20 protein-coding genes are annotated in these 17,409 nt (G+C 42.1%); 12 read left to right on the forward strand and 8 right to left on the reverse strand.

Annotation, left to right across the window (positions count from 1 at the left end; genetic code table 11):
• Window positions 1–53 precede the first annotated feature (53 nt).
• The 4 genes from KAU88_03110 to KAU88_03125 all read right to left on the reverse strand — a co-directional run bounded on the left by KAU88_03110 (window position 54) and on the right by KAU88_03125 (window position 2,495).
• Complete coding sequence (locus KAU88_03110) at window positions 54–242, reverse strand: hypothetical protein (GenBank protein ID MCK4477501.1); 189 nt, start codon at window positions 240–242, stop codon at window positions 54–56.
• Between the two features lie 417 nt (window positions 243–659).
• Entirely contained in the window at window positions 660–884 is a 225-nt protein-coding gene (locus KAU88_03115; GenBank protein ID MCK4477502.1) for a hypothetical protein, read from the reverse strand.
• 262 nt (window positions 885–1,146) lie between these two features.
• Complete coding sequence (locus tag KAU88_03120) at window positions 1,147–2,148, reverse strand: DEAD/DEAH box helicase (GenBank protein MCK4477503.1); 1,002 nt, start codon at window positions 2,146–2,148, stop codon at window positions 1,147–1,149.
• Between the two features lie 128 nt (window positions 2,149–2,276).
• Window positions 2,277–2,495 carry a hypothetical protein gene (locus KAU88_03125; protein ID MCK4477504.1) on the reverse strand — a complete coding sequence of 73 codons (219 nt, stop codon included), beginning with the start codon at window positions 2,493–2,495 and terminating at the stop codon, window positions 2,277–2,279.
• A 233-nt stretch (window positions 2,496–2,728) separates the two neighbouring features.
• Between KAU88_03125 and KAU88_03130 the strand changes: the two genes are divergently transcribed.
• The 4 genes from KAU88_03130 (at window position 2,729) to KAU88_03145 (ending at window position 6,250) form a co-directional block, all read left to right on the forward strand.
• A complete protein-coding gene (locus KAU88_03130; protein ID MCK4477505.1) occupies window positions 2,729–3,385 on the forward strand; it encodes a hypothetical protein in 657 nt (218 codons plus the stop codon).
• 25 nt (window positions 3,386–3,410) lie between these two features.
• Window positions 3,411–4,175 (forward strand): CdvA-like protein, encoded by a 765-nt coding sequence (locus tag KAU88_03135; protein MCK4477506.1) that lies wholly within the window; start codon window positions 3,411–3,413, stop codon window positions 4,173–4,175.
• Between the two features lie 78 nt (window positions 4,176–4,253).
• A complete protein-coding gene (locus tag KAU88_03140; GenBank protein ID MCK4477507.1) occupies window positions 4,254–5,087 on the forward strand; it encodes a Snf7 family protein in 834 nt (277 codons plus the stop codon).
• A 2-nt stretch (window positions 5,088–5,089) separates the two neighbouring features.
• Window positions 5,090–6,250, forward strand: a complete 1,161-nt coding sequence (locus KAU88_03145) for an AAA family ATPase (GenBank protein MCK4477508.1) — start codon at window positions 5,090–5,092, stop codon at window positions 6,248–6,250.
• A 124-nt stretch (window positions 6,251–6,374) separates the two neighbouring features.
• Here KAU88_03145 and mobB read toward each other — a convergent pair whose 3' ends face one another.
• Window positions 6,375–6,896: a molybdopterin-guanine dinucleotide biosynthesis protein B gene (gene mobB, locus KAU88_03150; GenBank protein ID MCK4477509.1), complete on the reverse strand. Its 522-nt coding sequence runs from the start codon at window positions 6,894–6,896 to the stop codon at window positions 6,375–6,377.
• Window positions 6,897–6,965: 69 nt separating this feature from the next.
• Window positions 6,966–7,922: a triphosphoribosyl-dephospho-CoA synthase gene (locus KAU88_03155; protein MCK4477510.1), complete on the reverse strand. Its 957-nt coding sequence runs from the start codon at window positions 7,920–7,922 to the stop codon at window positions 6,966–6,968.
• On the opposite strand from KAU88_03155, the gene KAU88_03160 reads away from it, so the two are divergent.
• The 7 genes from KAU88_03160 to KAU88_03190 all read left to right on the forward strand — a co-directional run bounded on the left by KAU88_03160 (window position 7,909) and on the right by KAU88_03190 (window position 13,241).
• Complete coding sequence (locus KAU88_03160; GenBank protein ID MCK4477511.1) at window positions 7,909–8,712, forward strand: hypothetical protein; 804 nt, start codon at window positions 7,909–7,911, stop codon at window positions 8,710–8,712. The two genes, KAU88_03155 and KAU88_03160, sit on opposite strands and share 14 nt — an antisense overlap.
• A gap of 130 nt (window positions 8,713–8,842) precedes the next feature.
• Window positions 8,843–9,856: a hypothetical protein gene (locus tag KAU88_03165; GenBank protein ID MCK4477512.1), complete on the forward strand. Its 1,014-nt coding sequence runs from the start codon at window positions 8,843–8,845 to the stop codon at window positions 9,854–9,856.
• Window positions 9,853–10,908, forward strand: coding sequence for a hypothetical protein (locus KAU88_03170; protein ID MCK4477513.1), 1,056 nt, complete (start codon window positions 9,853–9,855; stop codon window positions 10,906–10,908). Before KAU88_03165 ends, KAU88_03170 begins: the two co-directional genes overlap by 4 nt.
• Window positions 10,909–11,000: 92 nt before the next feature.
• Window positions 11,001–11,156: a hypothetical protein gene (locus tag KAU88_03175; GenBank protein ID MCK4477514.1), complete on the forward strand. Its 156-nt coding sequence runs from the start codon at window positions 11,001–11,003 to the stop codon at window positions 11,154–11,156.
• 46 nt (window positions 11,157–11,202) lie between these two features.
• Window positions 11,203–11,550, forward strand: coding sequence for a winged helix-turn-helix transcriptional regulator (locus KAU88_03180; protein MCK4477515.1), 348 nt, complete (start codon window positions 11,203–11,205; stop codon window positions 11,548–11,550).
• Window positions 11,516–12,469, forward strand: a complete 954-nt coding sequence (locus KAU88_03185) for an ATP-binding cassette domain-containing protein (GenBank protein MCK4477516.1) — start codon at window positions 11,516–11,518, stop codon at window positions 12,467–12,469. Before KAU88_03180 ends, KAU88_03185 begins: the two co-directional genes overlap by 35 nt.
• A 16-nt stretch (window positions 12,470–12,485) precedes the next feature.
• Window positions 12,486–13,241: an ABC transporter permease gene (locus KAU88_03190; protein ID MCK4477517.1), complete on the forward strand. Its 756-nt coding sequence runs from the start codon at window positions 12,486–12,488 to the stop codon at window positions 13,239–13,241.
• Window positions 13,242–13,251: 10 nt separating this feature from the next.
• Here the strand turns inward: KAU88_03190 and fhcD are convergent, their stop codons facing one another.
• Window positions 13,252–14,277: a formylmethanofuran--tetrahydromethanopterin N-formyltransferase gene (gene fhcD / locus KAU88_03195; GenBank protein MCK4477518.1), complete on the reverse strand. Its 1,026-nt coding sequence runs from the start codon at window positions 14,275–14,277 to the stop codon at window positions 13,252–13,254.
• 233 nt (window positions 14,278–14,510) lie between these two features.
• On the opposite strand from fhcD, the gene KAU88_03200 reads away from it, so the two are divergent.
• On the forward strand, window positions 14,511–16,232 hold the full coding sequence (locus tag KAU88_03200; protein MCK4477519.1) for a hypothetical protein: 1,722 nt from the start codon (window positions 14,511–14,513) through the stop codon (window positions 16,230–16,232).
• A 36-nt stretch (window positions 16,233–16,268) separates the two neighbouring features.
• Here KAU88_03200 and KAU88_03205 read toward each other — a convergent pair whose 3' ends face one another.
• Window positions 16,269–17,282, reverse strand: coding sequence for a phosphate uptake regulator PhoU (locus KAU88_03205; protein MCK4477520.1), 1,014 nt, complete (start codon window positions 17,280–17,282; stop codon window positions 16,269–16,271).
• Window positions 17,283–17,409 lie beyond the last annotated feature (127 nt).

Below are 17,409 nucleotides of genomic sequence, written 5' to 3' on the forward strand. Positions count from 1 at the left end.
TTGAGTTCCATACTATAAAAAAATGTATAGGTGTTCCTAGAAACAAAGTAGGTTTATTGACGGAAAAGAAAGTTGATAGACTCAAAATCACTAATAAAAGTCAAACCTTTTGGAGTTGTTTTGTATACTCCATTATCGTTAACAATCATGCCACTTCTGTTTAGAAGCTCCAAATAAAGCTTTAGTTGAGAATGGCTCAGCCTTGCTTTATACATTATATGTGTTTTCTTCTCGCCTTCCATAGCAGTCTTCAGAATCTCCGCGATTATATCGTGACGATCTCTTCTAAGCGACAGTTCAAGTGGTCTCGCTCCAAAATTTTCTGAAATTAAAGCTTCGTTTTTTCCTCGAAGTTCTTCGACGATGGAGACAACCTCCTTTCTCTACCACAATTCAGTTTAATGTTCCCAAAAAAAAAATCCGCCGAGTGTGTAATAAGGCTTCGTGTCAACTAGTCAAGGTCATCCGTTGAACTGACTATAACTTACGAATTTCCTATGTATTATTAATACATACATGAAAGTGCGAAAGCAGCTACGATTCTTCCAGAAATGACATCAATAGGAACGCACACTGCGTTAGATTGAGCCTAGCAATCCTGTCTTATATGCGCGTACAGGAATAGAAACAAGAACTTAAAATCCCAAACCAAAGGATTGCTAGGAGAAGAATCCTTCGATGAGTCTCAGCAATTGATATCCAAATAATATTGCAACAAAATAAGTTGGCCACAACATTATTGGCCAATTTCCAGGGATGTAATGCCAAAGATTCAATGATACAGCGAAGATTTCCATGAGTAATAAAGTAAACAAACCAGCTAAAGCCAAAACGAGCTGCTCTTTGACCTCCTTTCTACCTTTAGAACTTTTTCTAAAAATCAATAGAATTAACCATGACAATAGGAAAGCAGAGAACAACACGTACCAATTTTGATTAAACTGCAGGACGATATCCATGCAAATGAACGTATCTTATTTGCCTTAAAAACATATGCACGCACACGCCATTTTAAAAGGAAATTGCATATGTTTAAACTTGCAAGAAACTGTGCAACCGAAAACAACTGCTCAAAATTCAATTTACCAAACTAAACATACCTTTTCTAATTGCATGGATTTTAGCACACAAAGGAAAAAGGGAAGGTTACCGATTCTTCTTTTCCGCCCAAAACGGTTTAGTCCGTAAATACTGGATTTTCGCCTTCAGAAGGTCCATGTAAAATTCGTCTTCAATTCGCATTCTCGCCTCTCTGGACAATGAACCATGATGCACCGCAATATCATCTGTAAGCAAACTAAACCTATGTCCTAACATTTCAGCGTTGGTTCGACTGTTTACGAAGATAAGTGTCGATGAATGTTTTCTAACTAGGTCAAGCATATGTCTAATTCTTGCAGCGGCTTCAGGTGCGGTTCTCAATTTCTGAGCAGAATCATAATCTACATCTGTAGGAGTTGGGTATTCAACAGTGTATATATAGCCTTTAGGTAGCGAAATGCCAAGAACCTTAATAGGTCTGCCAGTGCCTGCGACGAATTTAGCAGCTTTTTCAGGACTTTCTACAGTTGCTGACAAGCCTATCCGCTGAAAATTCCTTCCAGCGAGCTCAGCAAGTCTTTCAAGACCTACCGAAAGTTGTGTTCCATGCTTACTTGTTGCTAGCTCGTGTACCTCATCAATTATTATGCAACGTATATGGCTAAGATGTTTTTGCATTCGTGAACCAGGTAATATCGCTTGAAGAGTTTCAGGAGTGGTAACCTGAATGTCTGGTGGCTGAATTGCTTGTTTTCTTCGAATTTTGGTTTCGGTGTCGCCGTGGCGAACTTGTACGGAAAGGTTGAGTTTTAATGCCCAATAAGACAAGCGTTTTATCATGTCACGATTTAGGGCACGAAGGGGAGTAATGTAGAGAACTGAAATTCCCTGTCTTTTTGGCTGTTCGAGAATTTTTGAGAATAAGGGAAGAAGAACAGCTTCTGTTTTGCCACTTCCAGTTGGTGCGACTAGGAGGATATTTTTACCTTTCAAAACAAAGGGAATAGCTTTGACCTGCGGTTCTGTGGGTTCAGAAAGCCCTAGCTTTTCTAAAATATCTTGAATAGGCTTGGCTAGCAGTTTGAAAACTTGAGCTTCTTCCTTCAAACTAAAACCTAACACTAAAAATTAACATACTTGTTCATAATCTTTTGGCAAGGTAAAAGCTGTTTAAATAGCGAGTCTCTAAGATAAGTTGGAGAAGGAAAATCTCCAAGTTACGGTCTGAGTTGCGTTTAAGGTTCCGAAGGAGCAGTTACATAAGCCCAAACCGTTACTAATATAACTGTCAGAAAAGCGCCGGCAAATCCTGAAAGAACCCATTCCAATCCTATATTTGGAAAGACCAGCATAGTAAGCCATGGAATAGCGTATTTTGCTGTGAAGTTAGCGACAATTCCTGCAACGAAGCCTAGTAACCCGAACATGGCAAATACTCTTATTCTATCACCCACATTAATCACCTTGATTAGACATACTACGAGAAAGCTCCTTTTTAGATTGACTGACACAAAACTGTCTATAATGGCGAACAAACCGTGCTTCTCTGTTAATGTGGAATTTAAAGCCCAAAACACTTTTGAAATAGCCTATGCTGCCACATATATACCTAGGTGTTTAGTGCATAATAACAATGTAATAATACACTTTTAACACTCTTCTTGTCCTTAAGGAGGTAAATTAAATTATGTCAGAAAGATTTGCTAAACGATGGGAAGAAGCCCCAAATCAGCAACCATTCACAACTAAGATTAAGGAATCTTTGAAACCACCAGGTCCTCTGAAACCGCGACTTGACACGGCGATCAGACGCATCGAACTTCAAGTTCAAAGGCTTGACCAAGCAGGCGAACGCTTCTCAGAACGAGACAAGAAAATCTTCGCCAGAATAGTTGACGCCTACACAAAACATGACATGGCACGTGCAAACGTTTTCGCAAACGAGCTTGCTGAAATACGAAAGATGGAAGAAATGATAATGCATGGAAGGCTTGCCTTAGAGCAGATTGTGCTAAGGTTAAGAACAGTTTCTGAACTCGGCGACATTGTAACAACACTTGCTCCTGCAGTTGGAGTATTACGCAGTGTGAAGAGTGGCATGTCAGCGATATTTCCTGAAGCCGAAAGAGAGTTAGGACAAATAGGAAACATGTTGAACGGCATAATGATTGATGCTGGTCAAAGCAGCGGATTGACAATCAACTTTGAATCGGCGAATGAAGACGCTCAGAAAATCCTTGCGGAAGCATCCTCAGTAGCAGAGCAAAAAATCAAAGAGAAATTCCCAGAGCTACCTGCAGCAATCGCCCAAGTTGGAGAAAAGTCTTCCACCAATACAGCTTAGACACACAGGGAACAGGTGATTCACTATGTCTGAATCGACATCCAACCTTTTTACCTATCTCGGCAAGCCGGTAAAAGACGAATACGGCCACATCATCGGCACAATGGCATCATTCCTGGTTACTCCAGGAGGAAGAATAAACGGAGTATTCATAGAACACGGGGACGGTGACATCAAACAATATTCAAGCGACCAAATAAAGACAGAGAACGATGAAGTTGTACTATTTGCGCCACTTAAAATGAAAGCCAACAATTTCTGCAACCAAATCCCGCTTCTTTGGCGGAAAACCCAAGCCATAAAGGACTTGAACGAAAAGAAGAAGATTCCTGAAGACATGTACAGCGACTTGTACTCCAGCTTTGAAGGTGCGTTGAACCAGTTAAAAACAGAAGCAGAAGACACAATTGCAGGCGTTGAGAAAGAAATCCAAGATTGCACTCAACGAGTCAAAGAACTCAATTCAGCCCTAATTAATCTGGAAATCGAACGAGAGATAGAACAAATCGATGAAGAATCCTACCAAACTGCTATAGAGATGGTGAAAGCAGGACTCAAACGAATTAACGCAGAGAAGAACGACTTTGAAACACTAAAAGGTAAATTATCCAATATGCTTCTAGGCGAAACACAAAAAGAAACTCTCGAAGAAAAGATCGAAGAAACACTTCCTGTGCCAAGCAGCGAATCCTTAGACACTTCGCTTCCAGAACCACCCGAATCCCCCGAACCTTCTGGGGAATCCCCCGTCGTAGTGTATGTGAAAAACGTCGACCAACCAAGTCCTTAAACACGAAAAGGCGGGCGGAGGGACAGAACTATTCGAAATTTCTTTCGTTCAGAGCCTCCACCCCTCAACGAAGTTATTGTGAAGTCTATTCGAAAACTTAAAATTCAACATTCAAAGCTGGAACAGGTGTACATAAGACTTCATAAAAGAGATAAAACTCTTTTCAGGGCATGTACCTTCGCGTTAGAAAAAAAGAATAATGCACGCGCCGCGATGTGTGCTAACGAACTGGCAGAGGTTAGAAAGCTCATAAAGCTGCTTTCCCACACGCAAATCGCGATAGAACGCATAATCATCAGATTAGATACTATCAAAGAACTCAGCACCATAATGGTAGACCTCAAGCCAGCGTTGAACGCTCTCAAAAACGTCACAACCAACCTAGTCAGCATAATGCCTGACATTGCCTCTGAATTGGACAAAGTCAACAATAGCATACAAGAAACACTCACCGTAACCAAGCTTTCCTCCGAGCCACCAACCATACTAACTAACATGAAAACTGCTGCTGGACAAGAAATCCTCAAGGAAGTCAACATGGCTTTGCAACAAAAATTAAATGTACAACTGCCCGAACCACCCGTCTCGGAAGTGTTGCCAAAGATCATGCAACCAGAGCGAATCAAGGAAATGGTTGCTTTGGTTGCTGCATGCCCACAATCGAGTGGAGACAAGCAGAAAGAAACAACTGAAGCTTTTCTTTCGATTAAAGATGTGAAAATGCAAAGCATCTCCCTCAGAATTCAACATTCTGAATCCATGCAAGACAAACTGCTCGAGTACGTTAAGCAATGTAATGGCCAAATAGACGTCACTGAATGTGCACTAAAGTTGAAAATCCCACCCAAAGAAGTGGAAAAAACATTGAAAGAACTTGATGCTAAAGGAAAAATAATTATCGGAACATGTTAAAAATGAGTGCTTCTCAAGAACTTGAAAAAGCAGCGACAAACTACGCGTCCGAAGCTGTTAGATTGGACAAACAAGGCTCAAGGGGAATGGCTATCACGATGTACCAGAGAGCCATAGAAACGCTACTAAGAATAGTACACTTGTATCCTGACTATGGCTTAAACAAAGTCTACATACAACGTGCAATGGCATATCAAGAAAGAGTCAAAGTGCTACAAGGCGGAATGCCTCTAAGGCCAGATGTAGAGAAAAGACCTGCCGACACTACAGAACCTCAAGAAGCTGGAAAAGCAAGCTACGATGAACTAATAATGCAGGAAAAACCTAACGTAAAATGGCCTGATGTCGTCGGTCTGGAACCAGCGAAAAAAGCCATAAAAGAAGCAATCGTTTACCCAGTTCAGAGACCAGATCTGTTCCCCCTAGGATGGCCCCGAGGAATACTCCTCTTTGGACCACCGGGCTGCGGAAAGACTTTGCTGGCAGCCGCTGTCGCCACAGAAATAGACAGCAACTTCATATCTGTTGACGCAGCGTCAATAATGTCCAAGTGGTTAGGAGAAGGCGAGAAGAATGTCGCGCAACTTTTTGCATCTGCGAGAAAGTCTGCTAATAATGGGAAACCTTCCATCGTGTTCATTGACGAACTAGACTCTTTGATGGGAAGACATTCTAGTGAAGTTGGCGGGGAAGTTCGTGTACGAAACCAATTTCTTAAGGAAATGGACGGTGTTATTGATAAAGGTAAAAGTCTGCACGCATACGTAATAGGTGCTACGAATCGACCTTGGGATCTGGATTGGCCATTTATCAGAAGATTTCAGAAGAGAATCATAGTGCCATTGCCTAACCATCATTCAAGGCTGCAGATGTTTAAACTTTACACCAGTCATTTGAACCTGAACCCAAACATGAGTCTTCACGAATTGGCCAGGCTTTCAGAAGGGTTTTCAGGAAGTGATATAAAAGACTGTTGTCAGTCAGCCTACTTGAGAGTCATCGGTGAATTCTTCGAGTCTGGACGAGTAAATGATAAACGAGCTAAGCCTAGACCCGTAACTATGGACGACTTTCGACAAATACTTGAAGATCGGAAGCCAAGCGTTTCCCTTGACATGGTTGCATCCTACACCAAATGGTTTGACGCTTTTAAGGCACTCTAGTTTGAAAAAATGGCTTCGGGGAGGCATCGGAAAGATTTGAAGAAATTTGCACCTTACTTATTTAACAGTAAGCGAAACCTCCTTTCTCCCTTCGGCAAATGTCCTCAGATCCCGGAAAAGCCTCTCAAAGCCTAATTTTTTTCTCAACAGCTTCTACAAGTTTTCCTGGTTCTTCAAGAATATCTACGACAGGTACGCCTAGACTTTTTGCTGCCAAAGCTGCAGAACCCGTAAATGCAATTATTAGTCCAAAACGTTTTAATGCCTCTATAGCTTCGTCAAATGTTTTGACAGCTACTATTTTGAGCACTGTTGGTTCTTGTTCAACTAAACTTCCAAAACCTTCAAGAATAACAAAATCAGTGCTGTTTTGGCAGTTTTTAACAATTTCTTTAAGGCTTAGTTTTGCAGTGTCACCTTTCTTGATGATACTCAGTTCTTTAGCAGCGACTATCACTATTGTTTTTGCGCCTGCTTGTGCGTGCCGCCAAGAGTCTTTCCCCTTAACATCTATTGTGAAGTCTGGTTCAGAAACATGCTTGATAGTGGCAACACGATGCCGATGTCTTGTTAAGCCTCTGACGAGAGCCTCTATCGTTGTTGTCTTGCCTGATTTTTTGCTTCCAATCACCGCGATAACAATCATGGGAGAACCAACGTTGTCGATGCACCTAAAAGAAACGGTTTCAATTAAAATATTCGCTCTTGAAAGGCTTCACGGGCGATAACCATCCAGAAGGCTTACGGCTAAAACTGCAGATATAATGTCAGCAGTTGTACCAGGGTTATATTGATTAGTTGGCCCACGCAGCTTCTTATCGAAGCCAGAAAGCTTTTCTCTACCAAGAGTTGTTGCTAAACCGCCCGAAATCAACACTTCATTTGCTTGTTCAGAAATTTCTTTCGCTCTCTCTAAGCCAACTTTTCGGGCGACAAGTGTATCAGGAACCATTGAAAGTATTTTGAGGAAAGTTTGAACTATTGCAGTGTTTAAATTATTTGCCTCCTTGAGTTGCTGAGTGAAATATGGCAAGCCGGCTTCAAAGGTTATAGGATAATTTTCTACCCATTCTCTTGAAACAGAGTCGTAGGGTGCTGAAATTCTGAAAATATCATAGAGAGTTATGTTCTCTTCTAGGATTCTTTCCTTTGAGTATGGGTCGTTCACGTCGAGAGTTGGCGCTTCACCAACTAAACCATTCGGATTGGCTATGTTTATTGCTTCATAGACCGCCACTGCATCTAATGACGTGGTTGACTCTACGACTAGTTTTATGTTTTCTCTCAGTCGGGAAATAGAAAGTTCGTCTCTTTCAGCCAACGTCATTCCGGCTGCTGCAGCGATTGGGGAAAGCAGAAGAACTGTGCCTAGCAACGTGTTGTTCCCATGTTGCCAAGCATTAATACTCACCACCGATTCCTTTATAATTTTTCCAATGCCCATTTCGTTTAGGTCATTTTTTTTATCGAAAATCATGATTCCCTGTTGAGCAGCTCGTGCAAAACTAGGTTCAACGGCTACGGCGGAAGCCAAAAAATGTTCATACCGTGTGCTTTTAAAATTTGCTGTTTTATTAACGTTTCCAGGCTTGTTTGCACTAACTTCTAAGAGGACAGCCAGTTGAAGACAGCTGGAAATGTACTTTGTTGTTTTACAAATGTCTCGCTGCAAGGGACAGGCCTTTCTAAAACGTGGTGCAGAAGTTTTATTAACGTTGTGCAAAAATCTACAAAGCAAGGTAATGGTCTACACTGGGTTGTTTAGCATGAGACTGTCAACTGTTAATATCGCTTTAATAGCCACTTTTGCGGCTTTGCAAGCTCTTCTCACAAGTTTTCCCTTTACAATCACAATAGGTGTTTCGGGTCAAATAACGCTTGGCATTGTAGGGGGTTCTCTTATCGGTATTTTGCTTGGCCCAATTATCGGCGGGTCAGCTGTGTCAATAGGGTCTCTTGTCGGCGTTTTTCTAAATCCTGCAGGTGCGATTTTCGGCATTTTCACAGTGATTCCTCCGTTTTTTGGGGCATTTGGAGCTGGTTGCATCAAAATCAAGAGAGGATACGTAGTTGGGGCAGTTATCCTCGCTTCACTTTTGGTGTTCTATGCACATCCCTTTGGCAGGGAAGCTTTCATGTACCCTTGGCTCCATATTGTCGCTATGATAGTTGCCTTCTCGCCCTTTGCATATCTGGCTGGATCAACTTTTAGTTCGTCTAAATCTGCAAAGTTGATATTCGGTGTTGCGGTTGCTGCGTTCGTCGGTGTTTTAACTGATAATATAACGGGCAGTGCCTTAGCAATGTGGTATTTTTCGCCGATTTTAACACCAGAAATATGGCTTTCAGTAATGTTTGTTTATCCCGTGGAGAGAATGGTTGCCCTAATTCTGGTGACAATCATTACCACGCCAGTTTACCACAGCCTGAGAAAAGCTGGGTTTATTGATCTACTCGAATAGAGATTTTACTATGATCTTTATGGTTTCCTTTTGGAGAAGGTTCTGCAACAACTCGAAAACAGTTCTCAATTCCAAAGGGAATCAAATATAGCTTTAATTGTTTTCAGTTATTTTCTAACGGAGAGTAGAAATGAAAGCCCGAGAAGGTGACTTGCTTGAAACGCCAGACGGAATTGTCTTTGATGTTAAGGGGATAATTCATCCTCCCGACAGAATTATTGCTTTTCCCCGTTTCATTCCAGACCCTCATGGAAACCGCAAACGAGGAGATAGAATTTACAGAAAAGTTTATGCTCTTTCCGAACGCTACGAGCTTCTCAAAGAACGGTTTCCTCAATATTTAGTCTCTGACCTTGTTTTTGGTGAACGCCTTAGTGAAATCCCAAAAGAAGACATAAGATGTTATTATAATCCAGTTGATCGCCTACGGGAATTTCGTGATTGTGGCGAGTTGGATGAATTAGAAGCTGATGCTTTGTGTTTTGCTGAGCTTTTGCAGAACCACTCAGATATTCGTAGGAATAAATTGGGCATTTCCGGCTCTCTTCTAGTTCAGTTGCATACTCTCAAATCAGATATCGACCTAATAGTCTATGGAAAGAGAAGCTGCTTTAAAGTGTATGAAGCACTACAATCAATGATGAAAGAAAAGAAAAGCCTAGTGAAAGCGTATACACAAGAAGAGCTAAGAAACCTCTATGGTTTCCGTTCAAAGGACACAGAAATGTCCTTTGACGATTTTGTCACGATAGAGTGCAGAAAGGTTTTGCAGGGCAAGTTTCTGCAACACGACTTTTACATACGATGTGTAAAGGATTGGAACGAAATAGAAGAACGCTACGGTGATGTTGTTTACAAAAGAGTCGGCTACGCGAAAATTAAGGCAACGATTTCAGATGATTCAGAAGCCATATTTACCCCCTGTCGCTATTCGGTGGACCACGTGCAGCTGCTGAAAGGAACGTGTGAAGAAGTAGTGTCAGAGGTTGCGTCTTTTCGAGGAAGATTTTGCGAGCAGGCAGGAGAAGGGGAAACTGTGATTGCTCAAGGGAAAGTTGAAAGAGTGCAAAAGAAAAATAGTGATACATTTTTTAGGCTTCTTCTGGGAGGCAAACCATCAGACTTCATGGTGCTAGAAAGGTGATTTTAAAAGAACGGGACCTCAGAGACCGCGATTTTATAAGCACAAAAGAAGACCTCCTCTTCTGCGTTGTAGGCCCATACCATCCCGCTGACCGCGTGATTAGCTATTTGAAATACTTGCCCGATCTAGAGGGTAAATGGCGGAAGGGAAAGGACCGGTTTAAACGCATAATGCGGGCATACACAATTCCAAGTTTGCTGGAAACTTTTGACTTTTTGAAAGTCTCCTACCCCAAATACTTGTTTTTCTCTTCGGTCTATAACATTACGATGACTGCTGTTCCACGAGAATATATAACGAAACACTTCAAACCTGAAGAGAAGCTAGCAAGGCTTTTCAGAAAGTCGCGCCTTGACTCTTTGCAAAGGAAAGTTGTTCGTTTTGTGTCTTTGCTATCTGAACTAAGCGGTATTTCAGTTGACGATTTTGGCGTCACAGGCTCGATACTGTTGGGCATTCACAATCCAGTCTTTTCAGACATGGACATCACTATGTATGGAGTGGAGAGTAGCTACGCAGTGAAGGGCGCCTTAACTGGAGTGTGCTCAACTGGGAACTTCGGTGTTGGACGTTTTGAAGAAGAAAAACTTAGGAATTGGTATATAAACAAGACACGTAATCACTCAATTAGTTTAGCTGAAGCTGAACGAATCTACAAGCGAAAATGGAACATTGGTGTATTTGAAGGAACTCTTTTCTCTGTACATCCCGTAAAGACGGAACAAGAGCTTACGGAGAAGTATGGCGATAAAACATATCATCCCGTTAAAACAGTGACTATACAAGCGGTTGTTGTTGACAGCAAGGACAGCATATTCCTTCCAGCCTTTTATCGAGTTAGAGAGGTTGAGGTTAAAGAAGATGTTGAGGCGGATATTGAAGAAGTGGTTTCCTATGAGGGGCTTTATGACAGTCTTGCAGAGAAAGGTGAGGAAATTGAAGTTAAGGGAAAACTTGAACACGTTATTGATAATCGAACTGGAAGGGAATATGACAGGGTTCTGGTGGGTTCACCTGAAGGAAAAGGCGGAGAATATATAAAACCGCTTTAGACCTACTGCCGCATTGTTGCCAGGGAAAACCTTAAATACGCTGTAATATCACAGTATTTTTAATAATATTGCCAAAAGAGGTGCATGAATGTATGTGTAAGGAAGAGAAAAAATGCGAATTCAAAGATGACCTTAAAGGCTGTGCATTGAAACATATAAGCGAAGCACGGAAGCTTATCTCAAACGGCAAACTCGAAGACGCTGATACCGAACTGTCTCATGTTGAGAAGCATTTAGAAGAGACGTAGAAACACCATTACAGATACCTCAGACGAATCTCCACAGGTGACTTTGATGTGCAGTGGTAAATGCAATAGTTGCGACTTTAAGGTGTTCAACAGGCTTCAAAAGTACTTCAGAGCTCTTCACTGTCCCACTCGGTGGATTATTATTCGCCTTTTAGGAGATGAAGCTCGCAGCACAAATGAAATTTTTGAAGGTTTAAAGGAAGCTGGAGAACGACTTTCAAGGTCAGGACTTTATTACCATCTCTCTGAGTTGGAAGAAGCTGGCATCGTTGAATTTGCTGAATACCGAGAGGTTGGAGGAGGCGCTCCCGAAAAGGTGTGGCGACTAAAAACAAAAGAAATCAAGATTAACCTCTTAACTGACTTGCCAGAGGTGTCGGGTCACGACCAGTGAGAACGCTGTAGAGGTTTCAAATCTGACAAAATGCTTCGGTGAGCTGCTGGCTGTTGACAACATTAGTTTTCAGGTTAAAAGGGGCGAGTTTTTTGGCTTCTTGGGGCCTAATGCTGCAGGTAAAACCACTACAATCCGAATGCTCACTGGTGTAATCAAGCCAGATGAAGGTACCGCTTCAATATTAAGTTATGACATTCTAAGAGAAGGCCTTAAAACTAAGCAGTTGATGGGAATCGTCCCTGAAATGGCAAATGCCTATGTGGACCTTTCAGCCTGGAACAACCTCATGCTAGTTGGAGAATTGTATGGAGTTTCTAAGCTGCAAAGACAGGAAAGGGCCAGCAAACTTTTGAAGGAATTTAAATTATATGAGCGGAGGAAGCACCTTGTCCGAGGTTTTTCTAGGGGAATGAAACAGAAACTACTGCTGTGTATGGCATTGATTAATGAGCCTAAAATCCTTTTCTTGGACGAGCCGACCTCTGGCTTAGATGTGGGGAGTCAACGCTTAATGAGAGACATGATTCGAGAACTTAATAGAAATGGCATTACCATATTTTTGACAACACACAATATGGAAGAGGCCAATCAACTTTGCGATAGGATAGCAATTATCAACCATGGCAAAATTGCAGCAATTGACAACCCAGAGAAGCTTCGGTTGCGAAGTAGTGGATTGCAGTCGATTGAAGTTAGCTTTGATAAGGCTGTGAGCATTGAGGAGTTGTCGAAGATTCGCGGTGTCAGTGAAGCAAAAAAGACGGGAGATAAAATACGGCTCTATGTAGACGAGACAAGTGATGTATTAGACAAGCTGATTGATTTTGCACGCTTAAAAAGACTCAAAATAATTTCCCTCAACACTCTCGCACCAACCTTAGAAGACGTTTTTCTTAAACTCGTGAAGGAAAGTTAAGATGGTGACCTTTTCAATGGAAAGCAATCTTTATTTAGAGCAGTTCAAGCGGTCCATTGCAATTGCCAAAAAGAACATTCGCATATACTACTCCAAAGGGCCTGTGGTCATATTTGGAATCATAACACCGCTCTTTCTTTTCCTATCATTCTACATCGGGCGAAACATGCCTGCTGAAACTCTCGTACCGGGATTAATTGGAATGACAGCTTTTTTCACGGCTACATCAGTTGGGCCCGCCATTGTTCCGTGGGAGGCAAGAGCAAAAACCTTAGAGAGGCTCATATCTTCTCCTATTTCCATCTGGACAATCTTTCTTGGCGATGTGCTTTCCTCGTTCCTTTTCGGAGCTGTCGTTTCCATATTTCCTGTGATCTTTGGCGTGCTCATCGGTGTCAAGATGGTCAGTCCATTAATTCTTGGATTTGGAATTGTTCTGGCAACATTCTGTTTTGCATCTTTCAGCATACTACTATCCGCCTATCCCCCAACGAACAGTCCAGCTAGTGTAATGATGCTATCGTCCATGGTCAAGTTCCCACTAGTTTTCATAAGCGGAATCTTCATTCCTATTGAAGATCTGCCCGCATGGGGTAGGACAGTTTCCTTAATTTCTCCATTGACATATTTCACCGATCTGGCAAGATACTCTATACAAGGGCGCAGCTTCTATCCTTTCGAGTTGGACTTTATACTCCTTGTGGCATTTGCAGTCATCTTTCTGGTTGTAGCAATAAAAATTCACGAACGCACCATACAGAAAAGGCTTTAGATATTTCGCTCTAATCTAACTCAAGAACTTCTTTAAGGTAAGCGTGGTAAGGACCAAGCTTTCCACCATAATTTCCAGCAGAAATTCTAGCCACGCCGGGCACTCTCACAGCCGCTTTTATCCCTTCAGCCATCGCTTCTTTCACACAATCTAGATTAAGACCATTGATGACGATTTCGTAAACACACTTGACATCTTTAGGTATCTGCGAGTCTGCCACTAGCTCTTTAAGTTTTGGACAGAAGGGATGGTTAGTAGACGCTTTAAGCTTGTACTTAATCGAGCCTGCTTTAGAGCCTGACCTGCAGATGCCCCCTGGAAATGGCATTATCACGCCTTTGACTTTGCTGCTGATAGCTTCTGCAGCCTTCTCTGCCGCCTGCAAACCAGCTGCACCACTCTGAGCCATGATTATGAAATTCCCTCCTGCAATCGCTTTTACAGCTCCAAACTTGTCTTCTACCATAAACTCGCCTTCCATAACTGGAATTCGCCAGACTTTCCTATTCGCCAAAGTGTCTTTTTTTTGGAATCCGTCTCCGAAAAGTCGAAGGCTCCGCCCCACCTTCAATCTTCTTTTCGCTTCTGGCAACGCGTCAAAAGCCGCAGCTGTAGGACAAGTCATTATACACTGTCCGATTCTAAGGATCATTTGAGCCTTTAAATCAAACCGTGTTCTATGATAAAGCTGAATCAATACACCTGCACGTCCATCTGGCGTGTCCTGTCTTTGTACAGATCCTTCTATTCCAGCTTCTACTGGAGACATAATAATTGAAGAAGCAAAGCCAATTGCCGTCTTGGCTGCTGTGTTCGCCCATTTCTCGTTTTCTGCAGTAATTAAGATCCGCCCCACCCACATTCCAAACATTTCAGCAAATGTGTTCTGAATCTCTACTGAATGTGTTGGGAAACTCAAAGTGTAGAAGTCGGGATCCTTCCCAGTTTTATCCAAATATTGAGATAGTTCTTCGGTCAAGTCATATACACCTCTTTCTGTAGAGCCTAACTCCGTCAACTTCAGCAAACGATTCATGTCATACCGCACTTAATCTTATAGACTCTTCTATTGAGACACCGCTTTGATGGCATGTTACCAGACCCGCGCACGACTAAATTAGAGGTTGGACATCTCCCCAGATCTGTTGCACGCGCAGAATTAGTCACGATTTCTAGTCAGATGTGAGTATATACCGTATTTACTAACATATAAAACACTACGACTAAGTATATATTCACTCGGCAGGGTCTAAAGTTAGGCGAAACAAGTTGAAATCTCTTGAAATCACACCTTTAGAAAACAAAAAACTGACCGTATATTTAATTGAAAAAGAGTATAACGAGCCCTTCTGGCTCATCGAACCGCCCTCCAACGGGACACCCTCCAAAACCCTCACTCACCTATTCAGACCATCAATAGCCTTCTGCGAATTCTTAAAAAAACTAACCAAGAAAGTTAATCCTGACTTGGCAACCGAAGAGCTAGGGATGCGGTCTTCAAAGGAGTTCCACGAAAACAATGTCTTAGCACAACTGTTCCAGGAGAAAGACATCTCCTTCTTTTCAGTTGACATAGATGAAAATGCTCGTGGATACCTATCAGCGAACATCGAGGAAAAGGTTCAAGCCCGAGATCAAGTGCTTGAAGCACTGTCTAAACTATCCAAAAAAGCAGGTGAGAGCGTTGACAGAGAATACTTGGTAGCCTACGGTCAATGTCTGCAACTGGAACTCGAAGAAAAACAGCGTGAAGCAAGTTTCCCAATACGAGAAAACTGGATAGTTATGAGCATTATGGATTATGCAAGAGAAATTGACAAAGAAGAGATTACCTGCATTCACATAGGCAGTCCAGAGCATGTTGTCAGAATCAAGAAACTTCTTGAATCCTTAGATGTCGACGTTGAGGCCCTCAAGCTTTCAAAGAAGGTAGTTTTAGCGCATACTAACACTTCCAGTTCTGAAGAGATAGCAGATTTGCTGCAATCAATGCGAATTTTAGCGAAACCAGTTGTCAAGAAATCTTCAGAAGAGACGCCTTACATTCTGTTTTACTTGGACACCGATAAGAGAGCTAGCTCTTTTGACATTTGCATGGCATACGACGCAGGATTCAAAGCAGTCGTTCCCTACGAGAACGTTACAGTTGAGGACGCAAAAAAAATCGTTCAAGATGCTATGTTTTCCCGAGGCCCAAAAGGAATCAAACACACAACTTTTTTTATTGGAGGAAGAGACGCAGAAAAAGCAGAGGAAATCCTAGAGATGGTAAAAAATACAATGTTTCCTCCTTTTGAAGCAGGCATTATAATTGATCCTTGTGGCGCGTATACTACTGCCGCGGCAGCGGTAGCTAAGGTCGAAGATGCATTATCATCTCGTAAACTTGGAAATCTGGGAGATAAGACCTGTGCTGTTTTTGGAACAGGTCCAGTAGGAAAAATCATTGCAGTCCTTTTAACGCGAATCGGCTGCGATGTGATGATAATAAGTCTTAACCCAAAACGTACAGACGGAGACGAATATGTTGAAGACCTCGCAAGACTGCTCGGCAGCAAGTACGGAGCGAATGTAGAGGGAGTTTTTGCTCCTACAGCAATGAAAAAGTCCAAGGTTCTACGCAAGGCTGATGTGATATTCTGTGCTTCCACAGAAGGAGCTCGAGTTATTAAGAGCGAACTATTGAAAGGTCTTAAGCTGTTAAAAGTGATGGCAGACATAAACGCTGTTCCGCCCTTAGGGATAGAAGGAATAAAGCTAGAAGATAATATGAGAGAAATAGCACCCGGAATTTTCGGAATTGGCGCCCTCACTATTGGCAAGTTGAAGTACCAATTAGAGAAGGAGATTCTAAGAGGTGTACGAAGAAACGGGAAGGAAGTCCACAACTATAGTTATTCTCTGCGACTCGCGCGAAAACTGCTTCGAAAGAAAATATCTGTCAGCAAGCTTGCAGTAACCCTAAACTATTCACATATGCAAAAAGAATAACTAGACACTCAGGCGCACGCATTCTCTGGATTGAGCCTAATAAGGCGCTTTAAAAGAGCGGTTAATCGTAATTTCAGCGATATCTGCAGCATATTCGGAAATTCGCTTTATGCTGTCCCGTATGGAACATGTTGCGCAAATTATCGAAGCATTCTTTTCAGTTAGGCGCGCGCGCGCAATGTCAAGGTCTATTTTTTCAATCCTCTTCTGCTCTTCGATTATTTGGTCGGAGCTCTCTACATTCTTGGAAAAGAACGAATTAACTGCACTATTATATGAGTCAAGGGCGGCGTTTCCAGAGGTCAGTATGAGTTTAAGCAAAGAATCGGTTATTCTTTGACGTCTTCCATTTAGCATTATTATGTTCTTTGCGATGTTGGTAGCATGGTCTGCGACGTGTTCAATTCTATGCACAAGGGTTTGATAATCCAGGCAATCAATTGGCTCGAGTTCAAGTTTATTTGCCAGGGTTGGGTCAAGAGCGGCGCTGCGAAGGAGGCGGAGAAGAAAGAAAGAAAAGTGATCGACATCATCGTCCAGAGTGTAAACAGCTCTCGCCAACTTTGCGTCTCGATTCTTTAATGATTCTAAAGCGTCTCGGTACATAGATTTGGCGATTAAGTGCATCCTACGGATGCCAGACATGACTGAGGCTTTCGACTCGTCTATTAATGTTTGGATATACATGCTCTTAGCCTCAGACTCCATAATGCGCATATAAAGCACCCTAACTATGCGGCGGATTGCCCTTTGTTGCGCGACAGAAAATATCTTTTTTGAAACGAGTTTAATGGAGGAATAGCCATTAAGATAGCAAGCGATAATACTGCGAACAACCATGACCTCCTTCTCTTTTGGATCAACGGAGAGAGTTATCCTTTTAGACTCTTTCTTCTTCTCAGCGCCAGCGAAAAGGACTAGAGAACGGTCGCGTTGAACAGCCATAGAGACGACATCACCCTTGTTCAGTTCATTCAATTTCACCCAATGTTTTGGCAGAGAAACTACAAGAGATGATCTTCCCAAGGACATAATTTTGCGTTGCTCCATTATCTACTACCATCCACAACATAGATTATCTGTTCTTTAGCAATATATACATACTGCACAGGTATATATCGCAACCACCTAATACTTGATGACAATAGACACGCAACATAGCTGCACATGTGCCCAA

This window comes from Candidatus Bathyarchaeota archaeon (assembly GCA_023131225.1).
In the GTDB taxonomy this organism is placed as follows: Archaea; Thermoproteota; Bathyarchaeia; order Bathyarchaeales; family SOJC01; genus JAGLZW01.

Bases quoted from the DNA above. Each gene is read 5' to 3' on its own strand.
- KAU88_03110 (MCK4477501.1), bottom strand. From the start codon at position 242: ATGGAAGGCGAGAAGAAAACACATATAATGTATAAAGCAAGGCTGAGC.
- KAU88_03130 (MCK4477505.1), top strand. From the start codon at position 2,729: ATGTCAGAAAGATTTGCTAAACGATGGGAAGAAGCCCCAAATCAGCAA.
- KAU88_03135 (MCK4477506.1), top strand. From the start codon at position 3,411: ATGTCTGAATCGACATCCAACCTTTTTACCTATCTCGGCAAGCCGGTA.
- fhcD (MCK4477518.1), bottom strand. From the start codon at position 14,277: ATGAATCGTTTGCTGAAGTTGACGGAGTTAGGCTCTACAGAAAGAGGT.
- mobB (MCK4477509.1), bottom strand. From the start codon at position 6,896: ATGATTGTTATCGCGGTGATTGGAAGCAAAAAATCAGGCAAGACAACA.
- KAU88_03180 (MCK4477515.1), top strand. From the start codon at position 11,203: ATGTGCAGTGGTAAATGCAATAGTTGCGACTTTAAGGTGTTCAACAGG.
- KAU88_03165 (MCK4477512.1), top strand. From the start codon at position 8,843: ATGAAAGCCCGAGAAGGTGACTTGCTTGAAACGCCAGACGGAATTGTC.
- KAU88_03160 (MCK4477511.1), top strand. From the start codon at position 7,909: ATGTCTCGCTGCAAGGGACAGGCCTTTCTAAAACGTGGTGCAGAAGTT.
- KAU88_03205 (MCK4477520.1), bottom strand. From the start codon at position 17,282: ATGGAGCAACGCAAAATTATGTCCTTGGGAAGATCATCTCTTGTAGTT.
- KAU88_03145 (MCK4477508.1), top strand. From the start codon at position 5,090: ATGAGTGCTTCTCAAGAACTTGAAAAAGCAGCGACAAACTACGCGTCC.
- KAU88_03190 (MCK4477517.1), top strand. From the start codon at position 12,486: ATGGAAAGCAATCTTTATTTAGAGCAGTTCAAGCGGTCCATTGCAATT.
- KAU88_03175 (MCK4477514.1), top strand. From the start codon at position 11,001: ATGTGTAAGGAAGAGAAAAAATGCGAATTCAAAGATGACCTTAAAGGC.